The organism is Pseudomonas sp. DWP3-1-3b3, from assembly GCF_049896305.1.
GTDB lineage: Bacteria > Pseudomonadota > Gammaproteobacteria > Pseudomonadales > Pseudomonadaceae > Aquipseudomonas > Aquipseudomonas azotoformans_A.
In genome coordinates this window covers 23,776-36,566 of the sequence record NZ_JAFCUA010000017.1, presented here as the reverse complement: position 1 = coordinate 36,566, position 12,791 = coordinate 23,776, and the positions used below count along the sequence as shown (strand labels likewise).

The following is a 12,791-nucleotide window of genomic DNA, read 5'->3' as shown; positions in this document are numbered from 1 at the left end:
CACCACTGTCAACTTGAATGAGACAGTTATTCAGATTTCAGCTTCTTAATGAATCTCAGGATAACCATTAACCTTCTTCTCAACGCCGGAGCCCTGCATGCCGCAGCCCGCTCCCACTTGAGGACAAGACCATGCTGACCCTTCGCAAAGCTTCCGAACGCGGCGCCGCCAATCACGGTTGGTTGAAGTCGTTCCACACCTTCTCGTTTGCCAACTACTGGAACCCGAAAGAACAGGGTTTTTCCGACCTGCTGGTGATCAACGATGACCGTGTTGCGGCCGGCAAAGGTTTCGGCCAGCACCCGCACCGCGACATGGAGATCTTCTCCTATGTGCTGGAAGGCGCGCTGGAACACAAAGACACCCTGGGCACCGGCTCGGTGATCCGTCCCGGCGATGTGCAACTGATGAGCGCCGGCAGCGGCGTGGCCCACAGCGAGTTCAACCACAGCCAGACCCGTGGCGTGCACTTCCTGCAAATCTGGATCGTGCCGAATGAAGCCGGCGCCGAACCGCGTTATCAGCAGGAGCACTTCAGCGAGGCGCAGAAACGTGGGCGCTTGCAGTTGATCATCTCGCCGGATGGCAACGACGGTTCCCTCAGCGTGCGCCAAGACGCACGGGTCTATGCCGGGCTGTTCAATGGCGACGAAACCGCCACCCTGGACCTGGCACCGGATCGCCACGTGTACATCCATGTGGCCCGTGGCAGCGTTGAAGTCAACGGCCAGCGCGTGCAGGAAGGCGACGGCGCCCGCGTGCGGGATGAACGGCAGATTCATTTGAGCCAGGGCGAGGACGCCGAAGTACTGGTGTTCGACCTGCGCCCGCAGGAACTGCCGCAGATGCCATGACCGGGCGTGCGATGGCTCGCCGAAAGGAGCCATCGCTGGCGTCGATAGTCACCATCAGCCCAATGAAGTTCTCTTAAAAAATGCAACGCGTAACATCAACCCCATACCCGCAACAACCCAACTAAAACACTCGGAGCACACCCACATGAAACGCCAAATCTTGCTTAGCCTCGCTTTCTCGGTACTTGCTGCCAACGCATTTGCTCACCCTGTTGTCGCTGAAGGCGGCTCGGATCGACTGATTGAAAGCCGTGTTGCAGAAGGTGGCTCGGACCGCCTGCAAGGTAACCGCGTTGCCGAAAACGGCTCGGACCGCCTGCTGGAACGTCGTGTTGCCGAAGGTGGCGCTGATCGTCTGCAAGAACGCGGCCTGGCTGAAGGCGGTGCTGATCGCCTGCAAGAACGTGGCTTGGCTGAAGGCGGTGCTGATCGCCTGCAAGGCAACAACGTTTAACCCCGCGCTGCTGGCGGGAACCCCAAACCGGCCTGATCAGCCGGTTTTTTTTCGCCCTCGTTCAATGCAGGTCGCGGTCGACCCACAGCACTGCCTTGCCAATCTGTTGCCGCGCTTCGATACGCGCATGCACCTGCTGCACGGTCTCCAGCGTGTAATGCCCTTCGATTTCCACCGTCAAAGCCCCTTCAAGCATTGCCGAAAACACCGCATTGGCCCGTCGCTGCACGGTGGCACCCTCAGCCATGTGGTCCGCGAGCCGTGGACGCGTCAGAAACAATGAGCCCGCTTCGCCCAGTTCAATCGGATCCAGGTCCGTCAGCGAACCCGAGACATTGCCGTAATTGACGATCAGTCCGCGTGTACGGCAAGCGCGAAAACTGTCGCGCAAGGTGCTTTTGCCCAGTGAGTCGAAGACCACATCCACACCCTGCCCGTGCGTGGCCTGCAACACACGGTCGGCAAAGCGGCCGTCGTCATACAGCCAGGCTTGATGGGCGCCGCGTGCTTGGGCAATCGCGCATTTCTCGGCGGTGCTGCCGGTGGCGAACACCGTAGCGCCCAAGTGCCGGGCCATCTGCACCAACAGCTGACCGATGCTGCCGGAGGCGGCGTGCACCAGGCAGGTGCTGCCTGCGCCCAAGCGGGCCACATCATCAATCAGATAATGCGCGGTGCAGCCCTGGAACATCGCCGCGGCCGCCTGATCGAAGGCGATGGCATTGGGAATCTGCGCGACCTTGGCCACAGGTACCAGCGCATATTCGGCATAGGCGCCCCAAGCGATGCACCAAGCCACCCGGTCACCTACGGCCAACTGGCTGACGCCGTCGCCCACTTCCACCACCACGCCCGCGCCCTCCATGCCCAAGGTGCAGGGCAGACGCACCGGGTAGGTCGTCGACTGGGCGTATTTGCCCTGGCGCGTATGAATGTCCATGAAGTTGATCCCGGCGCACGCCACTTTGATCAGCACGTGTCCCGCCAACAGCTGCGGTTTCGGCACATCCAGATGTAATTGCGCGACTTGCGGGCCGCCGTAGGTTTGCAAGGTAATGGCTTTCATCGGGAACAACTCCGTTTGCACTGGGAAGTCGCCATGGTAAAACGACGCTATCAGTAGGAAAATTCCCCAAACCATCCCAGCCTCTGTGCGGAAACAACCCGATGTTCGACTGGCAGGATCTGTATTACTTCACTGTGTTGGCGCGGACTCAGTCGCTGTCGGCCGCCGCCCGTGAGTTGCAAGTGGAACATGCCACGGTCGGCCGCCGTGTGGATGCCCTGGAAAAATCCCTGGGCGTCAAACTGGTAGACCGCCTGCCGCGCAGCCGCCCTCTCACCGCACAGGGCATCGCGCTGGCTGAACTGGCGGCGGGCATGGGTGAACTGGCCACACAGGTCATGCGTCTGTCGAGGGTGGCGTCCATCGAAATGGCCGGCACTGTGCGGGTCAGTTGCCCGCCGTCCATTGCCAACCACTGCATCGCACCCCATGTAGCCCGCTTGCGTGCCGAATACCCGCAGTTGAATCTGGTGTTGATGCCCTCCACGCAACTGGCCGCGCTGGACAAAGGCGAGGCGGATATCGCCCTGCGCACCGTGCGTCCCGATGAAGACGCCCTGGTGCGCCGGAAGGTCGGCGTGGTGCGCTTCGGGCTCTATGGCCCGCCAGGCTTCCTGCAAAAACCCGCCGAGCAGTGGACATTTATCGCCTACGACAGCAGCCGCGACCACCTGCCCCAGCAGGCCTGGATGCATCAGCTGCGCGGCCTCCGAGAAATCGCCTTTGCCGCCAGCGACCTGATCACGCAACAAATGGCCGCGCGCGCCCAGGTGGGCGCGGTGGTGTTGCCGACCTTGGTGGGCGATCACGACCCGTTGTTGGTCAAGCTGCCCACCGCGACCGACGGCCCGCTGCGGGATATCTGGCTCACGGTTTATCCGGATATGCGCAGGTCACCGCTGGTGAAGGTGGTGATGGAATTTTTGGTGGGCTGCATAGAGGGTGAAAGGCAGTTGCGGCGTTGAGCTAGCGCCCAACAGAGGCGGACGGCGTCGTAAGGAACTCCGCCAACCCCGCCCCCACCGCCTCGAATACCACCGCCACCCTCGGCACCCGGCGCATGTCCTGGTGCATGGCCACCCACACATCCACGTCGAAACCCACCTGCTGCGGCAGCACCCTCACCAGGCCATACCGCCGGGCCAGTTGACCGGAACATACGCCAATGCCCAGGCCAGCACGCAAGGCCGCCAGTTGCGCCAGGTGGTCATCGGTACGAATCTGCGTGCGCTCACTGGTGCAGTCGAAACCCTGCTGCTGGAGCAATTCGATTTCTGCCAGGTTGCGGTCTGGCCCGATCAACGGGAAATCCTTCAATTGCACGATCGAGTCCGGCACTCCCTGCTCTGCCAGCAATTCGGGCGTGGCATAGAGCCCGACGTGCAAGTCACCGACTTTGCGGGTGACCACGCTGGACTCGGTGGGCCGCCGGATGCGCACCGCGACGTCGGCCTCTTGCAGGGCCAATGCCTGCAGGCGGTTGGACACGCTCAACTCCATGGCCAATTGCGGATGGCTGCGGCGCAGGGTACGCAACAGTGGCGGTAGAACCTCAACGCCGAGTAACTGCCCGCTGGTAAGCCGCACCGTACCAGCGGCCAACGCGCTGTCCGCCGAGGCCGCGCGGTTGAAGGCATTGGCGGCAACGGCCATGGCTTCCACATGGCCGATCAGTTCGCGGGCCATGTCTGTGGGGAGCAAGCCTTGGGGCGAACGAATAAACAGACTGACGCCCACACTCTGTTCCAGCGCCTCGATGCGCCGTCGCGCGGTGGCCTGGGCGATGCCGAGCAAGCGTGCCGCACCCGACAGGCTGCCGGTGCGCAACACAGCCAGGAAAGCGCGCTGGGTTTCCCATTGAAGTTGAGGGGCGTTCATACATTTCCTGTGAGCCGGTGGGCCATTTTGGCGAATGTTCTTTGGGTTGCCATTGGGGCAAGCTGGCGAGCATACCCGATGGGCCTTGCGCCCACGCTCACAGGAAAGGACTGGAAGTCGATGATATTCACTGGCCAATGCCGCTGCGCCGCTGTCACCTATCAGTTAGAGCTGCCGACGCTACCTGCCATCTATGCCTGTCACTGCCGCCATTGCCAGACCTGGAGCGGCAGCGCATTCGCTCTGCACGCACTGCTGCCAGCGGACGCCTTGACCGTCGAGGGGCCGCTGACCGAATACGCCTACGACATGGAAGGCCAACACTCGACCCACCAGTTGTGCGCGCGGTGCCATACGCGTATCAGCAACACCACCAGCGCCGCGCCGGGCCTGCGGGTTTTGCGGGTCGGCACGTTGCACGACAGCCCGGCCCTGGCACCGGCCGCGCATATCTGGGTCAGTCGTAAACAGCCATGGCTGCTGTTACCGGACGGCGTGCCATGCTGGCCGCAGAGCCCGACACCCGAGGCATTCGCCTTGGCGCTGCAGGATTAATTCCGCCCCAGCCCACGGGTAGTCGAGCGCACATCCCCCAGTAACTTATCGTGCCTTTCCAGGCGCCGCGTCCAACCGCCAGGAAGGTTCCTGGTAAGCCTGGTCGGAACCTGACAGGGTGATTGCCACACGATTGAGCAGCAACTCGGCGTTATATTTGGGCACCAGGGCGCACGCCAGCAAGAACACCAGGCCACCGCCGATAAACGAGGGAGACACTTTCACATCGGCGGTTTCGATCCACCGCAGAAAAACCACCGCCGCTACAGCGCCCAACGCTGCACCGGCCAACGCTTCATTCAGCGGATGGATGTAAGGGGCGACACAGTAGGCGCTGAACCAGGCACTGACCGATAGCCCTGCTACCGCCGCCGGCCAGCGCAGCGCCGGGTTGAACTGGCGCGCCACCAGGCTGAGTGCCACGGTGACCATCAAGCTCGTATTCATGGCATGACCACTGAGCACGGCAATGTCCAGGTGCTGGAAGGACAAGCCCCAGCCCTTGAACAGCAACTTGCTGAACGCGACGATCGAATACGTGACACCGACGGTAATGATCCAGGCTCGAAGCGCCCGAGGGTTGGAATACCTGAGCCACACGGCAATGATGATGGCGGCCGGAATCATGACGGTGATACCGCCATATTGCGCAAGTTCTGCCCGCATATGTCCCCAATCTGACGTGGCCGTTTTCGGCGCCCATCAGACCTCAGTGTCGAGGGAAATACAACGTTATCGAGGGTCAGCCTTGGGCCACCCGTCGCAGGCTGACCGCGGTCGGCCGAGCCGCCGGTATGCCCACTTCCACGCCGAGCAGGTGCAGCAGGCGCGCGCGGATGGCCTGGAAGCCATCCTGGCCGGTATCCCGTGCGCGGGGAAGATCAATCGTCAGTTGCTCAGCCACCTTGCCATCTGCCAGCACGATCACCCGGTCGGCCAACAGGATCGCCTCGTCCACATCATGGGTCACCAACAACACCGCCGGGGTGTGCTTGCGCCATAGCTCGATGATCAGGCGGTGCATTTTGATGCGGGTCAGGGCGTCGAGGGCGGCGAACGGTTCATCCAACAGCAACAACTTGGGCTCGCGCACCAAGCCACGGGCCAGGGCCACGCGCTGGGCTTCGCCGCCGGACAGGGTGGCCGGGTAGGCCTCCAGGCGATGGGCCAGGCCGACTTCGGTCAAGGCTTGCACGGCACGGGCCTTGGCGTCGGGAATGCGCAAGCCGAGCACCACGTTTTTCCAGGCGCGCTTCCACGGCATCAGGCGCGGCTCCTGGAACACCGCCGCTCGCGCCTTGGGCACACGCAGTTGGCCGCTGTCGATACTGTCGAGGCCGGCCAGGCTGCGCAGCAACGTGGTCTTGCCGGAACCGCTGGCGCCGAGCAAGGCCACGAATTCGCCGGGGGCGATGTCCAGGTCCAGGCCATCGATGACCCGCTGCTGGCCGAACTGGCGAACCACGTTGCGCAGTTGTACGGGAGCTTCTAGCGTCGACATGTCAGTTCCTCACAAAGGATGGCCGCCAGGCCAGGGCGAAGCGTTCGAGGGTGCGGATCAGGCCGTCGATCAACAGGCCGAGCACGCTGTAGATCAACAGGCAGATGACGATGACGTCGGTGCGCATGAAGTCGCGCGCGTCACTGGCGAGGAAGCCGATACCGGCAGTGGTGTTGATCTGTTCGACAAACACCAGGGCCAGCCAGGAAATGCCCAGGGCGTAGCGCAGGCCGACAAAGAAAGACGGCAGCGAGCCTGGAAGAATGACATGCCAGATCAGCTCACGCCGGTTGAGGCCCAGCGTGTTGGCGGCCTCGATCAATTTGGGATCGATATTGCGGATACCGGCGAACAGGTTGAGGTAAACCGGGAAGGTCGTGCCCGTCACGATCAGCGCGATCTTGGTGAACTCGCCGATGCCGAACCACAGGATAAACAGCGGCACCAGGGCCAGGGACGGGATGGTGCGCAGCATCTGCATTGGCGAATCGAGGACCACCTCGCCGCGCTTGGACAGGCCGCAAATCAGCGCCGCGACCACACCTATGCTTACGCCGATACTCAAACCAAACAACGCTCGCTGCAACGACACCAGCAGGTGCTTGCCCAGCTCGCCGGAGGCGATCATCGCCCATAACGTCCCGCCAATCTGCGAGGGCGCCGCGATGACCCGTGCAGGAATCCAGCCCACTTGCGACGCCAGCTCCCACAGCAGCAACAACACAATAGGACTGATCAGCCGTAGCAAGGCATCGGGAGGGCGCCAGGTGCGCACCACTTTCGCTGCGCTCTCGCGTTTGTTGACGGTGATCGTCTCGCTCATCAGGCTTTCATTCCCTAAAAGTCACGGCCAGGCGCGCCGTTGCAGGTTCATGCTAATCGCATAAAAAACCGTCGTGAAAGTCTTTGTAGGAATAACCTAATGCGCACAAAATGCAAATTACTGATGCAAAAGCCAAATCATGATTCTACATTTTAATAATTAGGTTAGAACCAATCGGCATTTTACAGCCCTGCCCCCTGCCCCTACTTTGGACGCGAATAACCGACCCCCTGCCCGGTGGAGGTGCCAATCACACCCAAGACAAGGACAGACCATGAGCATCGAATTCATCGGCTACATCGGCGGCCATCACGCTTCCGAGATCCACCCGCGCAGCGGCCCGACCCTGCAACCCGACTATGTCGAGACCGTGGCCCGCGCCCACGAAGAGGCCGGGTTCGACCGCGCACTGGTGGCCTTCCACTCCAACAGCCCGGACAGCACGCTGATCGCCTCCCACGCCGCCAGCGTGACCGAAAAACTTCAATTCCTCATCGCACATCGCCCCGGCTTCGCCCAGCCGACCTTGGCGGCACGCCAGTTCGCCACCCTGGACGTGTTCAACGGTGGACGCACGGCGGTGCATATCATCACCGGCGGCGATGATCGCGAATTGCGCGCCGACGGCAGCCACATCGGTAAAGACGAACGCTACGCCCGTACCGACGAATACCTGAGCGTGGTGCGCCAGGAATGGACCCGCGAACAGCCTTTTGACTTCAAGGGCACCTATTATCAGGTCGAAGGTGCGCATTCCACGGTGAAGTCGCCGCAACAACCGCACATCCCGCTGTACTTTGGTGGTTCGTCCAAAGCCGCGATCGAAGTGGCGGGCAAGCACGCCGATGTGTACGCGCTGTGGGGCGAAACTTACGAACAAGTGCGTGAGATCGTGACCCAAGTGCGTGCCGAAGCGGCCAAGCATGGGCGTACGATTCGTTTCAGTTTGTCGTTGCGGCCGATCCTTGCCGAGACCGAAGAACTGGCATGGGCACGGGCCGAGCGCATCTTGCAGCAGGCCACCGAGTTGGCCGAGAAAAATGGCTTTGTACGGCGTGAACCGCCGAATGAAGGCTCGCGCCGGCTGCTCGCGGCGGCGGCGCAGGGATCGCGGCTGGATAAGCGTTTGTGGACGGGGATTGCGGGGTTGCTCGGTGCACAGGGCAACTCCACTTCACTGGTAGGCACCGCTGAGCAAGTCGCGGAGGCGTTGGTGGATTACTACGATCTGGGGATCACCACGTTCCTGATCCGTGGGTTTGATCCGTTGAATGATGCCATTGACTATGGCAAGCGCCTGATTCCTCTCACCCGCCAGCTGATCGCTGAACGCGCGCAGGCCCAGCAAGTGGCTTGATCCCCAGGGGAGTTGGTGAGCCAACTCCCCCATTGAAGATTCAGTTCTTGTAGTCGGTATCACTGCGCTCCAACTGCCGGATCAACGCATTCCAATGCCGCGCCACACCCGGCCCATCACCACTGGCAAACACCTTGGCCTGCTGCTCAACCTTCTCCACCACCTCCCTCGGCGGGAAAATCAACTCCGCATTCCCCGCCGCCTGCGCCGCGACCTGGATATTGCACGCACGCTCCAACTGCTGCAGCTGCTGGAACGCATGTTCAACACTGACGCCCGCCGTCAACAACCCATGGTTACGCAGGATCATCACGCTCTTGTCACCCAAATCCGCGACCAGCCGCTCACGCTCGTCAAGGTCGAGGGCAACGCCTTCATACCCGTGGTACGCCACGCGCCCGGAGAAACCAATGGAATGCTGGGAAATCGGCAGCAGGCCGTCTTTTTGTGCCGACACCGCAATACCGTCGCGGGTGTGGGTGTGCAGCACCGCTTGCAGGTCGTGGCGTGCGCCGTGAATGGCGCTGTGGATCACATAGCCGGCATAGTTGATGCCCAGGCCGGTAGGGTCGTCGACGATGGTGCCATCAAGGTCGACCTTGACCAGGTTGGACGCGCTGATTTCATCGAACAACAAGCCAAAGGCGTTGATCAGGAAATGCTCGTCCGGGCCCGGTACGCGGGCGGAGAAGTGGGTGTAGATATGGTCAGTCCACTTGTACAAGGCCGCCAGGCGATAGGCGGCGGCCAGTTTGACGCGCACTTCCCATTCTTCCGGAGTGACGCGCTGGCGAACATTGGTGGAAACGCTGGAAATCGAGGTGACGCTGCTCATGGCAAAACTTCCTGGATGGCCTTAAGGACTTCCAGGCAAGCCTAGGGGATGCAAAAAAATAATAAAAAGCACATTTTAATCTAAGCTAATTATTATTTTTTTTCATATCAGGCTGCATCCTTGATCTTATGCAACGAGGCCGCGACCCACTTGCCAAACGCGTCCACCGGCCCCTGCAGGTTACCGAGGAAGTGCGGATAGATCAGCCACAGGTCCATCACCGGCTTGAAGTCCTTGAGCGGCATCACTGCCAGTTGCTCGCGGTGTGCGCTGCGCTCCAGCAGCGGGCGTGGCACCAGGCCAAGGCCGAGGCCGTCCGCCACCAAGCCCAATTGCAGCTCAGTACCGAACGTCTCCAGGTTCACCCGCAATGCCAGGCCCTGATCGGACAGGGTCCGCTGCAACCCCGCGCGGAAACCGCAGCCGTCCGGGTTGAGGATCCAGCCGTTCTGGTACACATCCGCCAGCTTGCAGGGCTTCTTCGGCAGTTGGGCCTTGGCGCAGACCACCACCAGTTCCATCTTGCCGATGGACTCGCCGATGATGTTGTCCGGGAAGATCTTGCCCGCCGGGAACAACGCCGCCGCTGCATCCAGCTCGCCGCGCTCGATCTTGCCGACCAATTGGCTGCCCCAGCCCGTGGCGACCTGGGCACGCAGGTCCGGGTATTCGGTACGCAGGTGCTTGAGCGCATCCAGCAGCACCACATCACCGATGGTCTGCGGCACACCCAGGCGCAGCACGCCGGTGGGCGGTGCGTCGGTGGCCACCAGTTCACGCAGCGCATCCATCTCGCGCAGGATCAGCCGGCACTGCTCGTAGACGCGGGTGCCGATAAGCGTAGGCTTGAGGGGCTTGGTGTTGCGGTCGAACAGCTCCACGCCCAGCGCCTGCTCGAAGTTCTGCACGCGGCGGGTGATGGCCGGCTGGGTCAGTTGCAACGACTCGGCGGCATGGCTGATGGACTGGCAACGAATCACTTCGACAAAGGCATCGATATCGTCAATTTTCATTTGGGCCGCACATAGAGAACAGTCATTAAGATGTGTGCGAAGCATAGTTGCAGGAACGCTGTCTGGATAGCCCACGCTGTGATCGATAACGTCTAACGCTATTCAGACCGGTTCTAAATTACCTTCAGCTATAAGCTAATCATTAAAAAATAGCATATTAACTATAAACATTATGCTTAGATAATCCCATCACCACCGACCATGGAATTGTCATGACCCAGGCCAAGCACCCCGAAAGACTCAGAGCCTTCATCGGCGCCCTGGCGGAATTGATCGACGGCAATCCACGCGAAGGCGACCTGTTGCACCGTGGCGGCAAGCTACTGGCGCAACTGGTCAGCCATGATGACTGGCTGCCCGATGCGTTCGCCCAGCCCGATCCCGAGCGCTATCAGCAATTTCTGCTGCATGCCGACTCGCGCCAGCGCTTCAGCATCGTCAGTTTTGTGTGGGGGCCGGGGCAAAGCACGCCGATCCATGACCACCGGGTGTGGGGCCTGATCGGCATGCTGCGCGGTGCGGAATTTTCCCAAGGCTTCGAGCGCGCGCCGGATGGCCGCCTGGTGGCTGAAGGCAAACCGATCCAGTTGGTGCCGGGCCAGGTTGAAGCCGTGTCGCCCAAGGTCGGCGACATCCACCAGGTGAGCAATGCCCACAGCGACCAGGTGTCCATCAGTATCCATGTGTACGGCGCCAATATCGGTGCGGTGCGCCGGGCGGTGTACCAGCCCGACGGCAGCGAGAAACTGTTTATCTCCGGTTATTCCAACGCCTTCCTCCCGAATATCTGGGATTTGTCCAAAGAAAAGAGCCCTGCCCTATGACGACTGTATCCACCCGCAGTTTTGCCCAGCTTCGCCAGGCCCTGTTGGACCATCAAGAAGTGGCCCTGATCGACGTGCGCGAAGAGGCGCCGTTTGCCGAATCCCACCCGCTGTTCGCCGCGAACATACCGCTGTCCAAACTGGAGCTGGAGGTGTATTCGCGCATTCCACGGCGCTATACCCAGGTCACCGTCTACGACAACGGCGAAGGCCTCGCGCCCCGGGCTGCCGAGCGTCTGGTCGCCTTGGGCTACACCCAGGTCAGCCTGCTTGAAGGCGGATTGGACGGTTGGCGCAAGGCCGGTGGCGAGCTGTTCATCGACGTGAACGTGCCGAGCAAGGCGTTTGGTGAACTGGTAGAAAGCGAGCGGCACACACCGTCACTGGCCGCCGAAGAAGTACAGGCCCTGCTCGATAGCCAGGCCGATGTGGTGGTGCTCGATGCGCGGCGTTTCGACGAATACCAGACCATGAGCATTCCCACCGGCATCAGCGTGCCCGGTGCCGAGCTGGTGTTGCGCGCCCGAGAACTAGCACCGGACCCGGCCACCCGCATCATTGTCAATTGCGCCGGACGCACCCGCAGCATTATCGGCACCCAATCGCTGATCAATGCCGGCGTGGCCAACCCGGTGTCGGCGCTGCGCAACGGCACCATCGGCTGGACCCTGGCCGGGCAAAAACTCGCCCATGGTCAGTCACGCCGTTTTGCGCCGACCTCGGAAGAACATCGCCAGGTGGCCGCCGCCGATGCGCGTCGCGTTGCCGACAAAGCCCGCGTGGGTCGTGCGACCCTGGCCGATCTGCAGGCCTGGCAGCAGGAAGCGACGCGTACTACTTACCTGTTCGACGTACGCACGCCGGAAGAGTTTGAAGCCGGGCATCTGCCCGGCGCACGCTCCACGCCCGGCGGCCAGTTGGTGCAGGAAACCGACCACGTCGCCAGTGTGCGTGGCGCACGCCTGGTACTCGCGGATGACGACGGTGTGCGCGCCAATATGTCCGCCTCCTGGCTGGCCCAGCTGGGTTGGGAGGTTTACGTACTGGATAACCTGCAACCGGCGCACTTCAGCGAGAAAGGCGCCTGGATTGCGCCGGTTCCGACGCCCGCCCAAGCCGAGCTGATCAGCCCGCACACCCTCAGCGACTGGCTCGGCCATGGCGACACCGTGGTGCTGGACTTCACCGCCAGCGCCAACTACGTCAAGCGCCACATCCCCGGTGCCTGGTGGGCCCTCCGCGCGCAGCTGCCCCAGGCCCTGGCCAAGGTGCCCGCCGCCCAACGCTACGTGCTGACTTGCGGCAGCAGCCAGTTGGCGCGCCTGGCGGTGGCCGAAGTCGAAGCCATCACCGGCAAGCAAGTGTTCCTGCTACAGGACGGCACCGCTGGCTGGATCAACGCGCAACTGCCGTTGGAAGAAGGTGAAACGCACTTGGCCTCACCGCGCATCGACCGCTACCGCCGCCCGTACGAGGGCACCGACAACCCCAAAGAAGCCATGCAGGCCTATCTGGATTGGGAATTCGGCCTGGTCGACCAACTGGCCCGCGACGGCACCCATGGTTTCTACGTGATCTGACTCACCCAACCTGCCTGCCCCCACACCGGGTGCAGGCCCGACATCCGACCC

The 12,791-nt window shown here is 61.9% G+C and carries 14 protein-coding genes; 7 read left to right on the top strand and 7 right to left on the bottom strand.

All coding sequences use genetic code 11. The features are described from left to right. The first annotated feature begins 131 nt into the window (after positions 1 to 131). The gene (locus ACP7BX_RS29700) at positions 132 to 854 is read left to right on the top strand and encodes a pirin family protein (protein ID WP_426131930.1); all 723 of its coding nucleotides are present in this window, start codon (positions 132 to 134) and stop codon (positions 852 to 854) included. Positions 855 to 999: 145 nt separating this feature from the next. Continuing rightward, positions 1,000 to 1,308 carry a hypothetical protein gene (locus ACP7BX_RS29695; protein WP_426131932.1) on the top strand — a complete coding sequence of 103 codons (309 nt, stop codon included), beginning with the start codon at positions 1,000 to 1,002 and terminating at the stop codon, positions 1,306 to 1,308. A 61-nt stretch (positions 1,309 to 1,369) separates the two neighbouring features. On the opposite strand, the gene ACP7BX_RS29690 is transcribed toward ACP7BX_RS29695, so the two are convergent. Continuing rightward, complete coding sequence (locus ACP7BX_RS29690; RefSeq protein WP_426131934.1) at positions 1,370 to 2,374, bottom strand: quinone oxidoreductase family protein; 1,005 nt, start codon at positions 2,372 to 2,374, stop codon at positions 1,370 to 1,372. A 101-nt stretch (positions 2,375 to 2,475) separates the two neighbouring features. Here ACP7BX_RS29690 and ACP7BX_RS29685 point away from each other — a divergent pair, with 101 nt between their 5' ends. Next, the gene (locus ACP7BX_RS29685) at positions 2,476 to 3,339 is read left to right on the top strand and encodes a LysR family transcriptional regulator (protein ID WP_426131935.1); all 864 of its coding nucleotides are present in this window, start codon (positions 2,476 to 2,478) and stop codon (positions 3,337 to 3,339) included. Between the two features lies 1 nt (position 3,340). Here ACP7BX_RS29685 and ACP7BX_RS29680 read toward each other — a convergent pair whose 3' ends face one another. Further along, the gene (locus ACP7BX_RS29680; RefSeq protein ID WP_426131937.1) at positions 3,341 to 4,252 is read right to left on the bottom strand and encodes a LysR family transcriptional regulator; all 912 of its coding nucleotides are present in this window, start codon (positions 4,250 to 4,252) and stop codon (positions 3,341 to 3,343) included. A gap of 120 nt (positions 4,253 to 4,372) precedes the next feature. Between ACP7BX_RS29680 and ACP7BX_RS29675 the strand changes: the two genes are divergently transcribed. Beyond that, positions 4,373 to 4,807: a GFA family protein gene (locus ACP7BX_RS29675; RefSeq protein ID WP_426131939.1), complete on the top strand. Its 435-nt coding sequence runs from the start codon at positions 4,373 to 4,375 to the stop codon at positions 4,805 to 4,807. Positions 4,808 to 4,852: 45 nt separating this feature from the next. Here the strand turns inward: ACP7BX_RS29675 and ACP7BX_RS29670 are convergent, their stop codons facing one another. The 3 genes from ACP7BX_RS29670 to ACP7BX_RS29660 all read right to left on the bottom strand — a co-directional run bounded on the left by ACP7BX_RS29670 (position 4,853) and on the right by ACP7BX_RS29660 (position 7,131). Next, on the bottom strand, positions 4,853 to 5,473 hold the full coding sequence (locus ACP7BX_RS29670; RefSeq protein WP_426131941.1) for a hypothetical protein: 621 nt from the start codon (positions 5,471 to 5,473) through the stop codon (positions 4,853 to 4,855). 76 nt (positions 5,474 to 5,549) lie between these two features. Next, a complete protein-coding gene (locus ACP7BX_RS29665; RefSeq protein ID WP_033897175.1) occupies positions 5,550 to 6,308 on the bottom strand; it encodes an ABC transporter ATP-binding protein in 759 nt (252 codons plus the stop codon). Between the two features lies 1 nt (position 6,309). After that, positions 6,310 to 7,131 (bottom strand): ABC transporter permease, encoded by an 822-nt coding sequence (locus ACP7BX_RS29660; protein ID WP_033897174.1) that lies wholly within the window; start codon positions 7,129 to 7,131, stop codon positions 6,310 to 6,312. 274 nt (positions 7,132 to 7,405) lie between these two features. Between ACP7BX_RS29660 and ACP7BX_RS29655 the strand changes: the two genes are divergently transcribed. Then, entirely contained in the window at positions 7,406 to 8,488 is a 1,083-nt protein-coding gene (locus ACP7BX_RS29655) for an LLM class flavin-dependent oxidoreductase (protein ID WP_426131944.1), read from the top strand. A gap of 40 nt (positions 8,489 to 8,528) precedes the next feature. Here ACP7BX_RS29655 and ACP7BX_RS29650 read toward each other — a convergent pair whose 3' ends face one another. Together ACP7BX_RS29650 and ACP7BX_RS29645 are read right to left on the bottom strand one after the other, a co-directional pair. Continuing rightward, positions 8,529 to 9,323, bottom strand: a complete 795-nt coding sequence (locus tag ACP7BX_RS29650) for a class II aldolase/adducin family protein (RefSeq protein WP_038846144.1) — start codon at positions 9,321 to 9,323, stop codon at positions 8,529 to 8,531. A gap of 107 nt (positions 9,324 to 9,430) precedes the next feature. Then, entirely contained in the window at positions 9,431 to 10,336 is a 906-nt protein-coding gene (locus ACP7BX_RS29645) for a LysR family transcriptional regulator (RefSeq protein WP_016980074.1), read from the bottom strand. 212 nt (positions 10,337 to 10,548) lie between these two features. Here ACP7BX_RS29645 and ACP7BX_RS29640 point away from each other — a divergent pair, with 212 nt between their 5' ends. Together ACP7BX_RS29640 and ACP7BX_RS29635 are read left to right on the top strand one after the other, a co-directional pair. Beyond that, positions 10,549 to 11,160 (top strand): cysteine dioxygenase, encoded by a 612-nt coding sequence (locus tag ACP7BX_RS29640; RefSeq protein ID WP_033897171.1) that lies wholly within the window; start codon positions 10,549 to 10,551, stop codon positions 11,158 to 11,160. Next, a complete protein-coding gene (locus ACP7BX_RS29635) occupies positions 11,157 to 12,740 on the top strand; it encodes a rhodanese-related sulfurtransferase (protein ID WP_426131947.1) in 1,584 nt (527 codons plus the stop codon). The genes ACP7BX_RS29640 and ACP7BX_RS29635 overlap by 4 nt, the downstream gene beginning before the upstream one ends. Positions 12,741 to 12,791 lie beyond the last annotated feature (51 nt).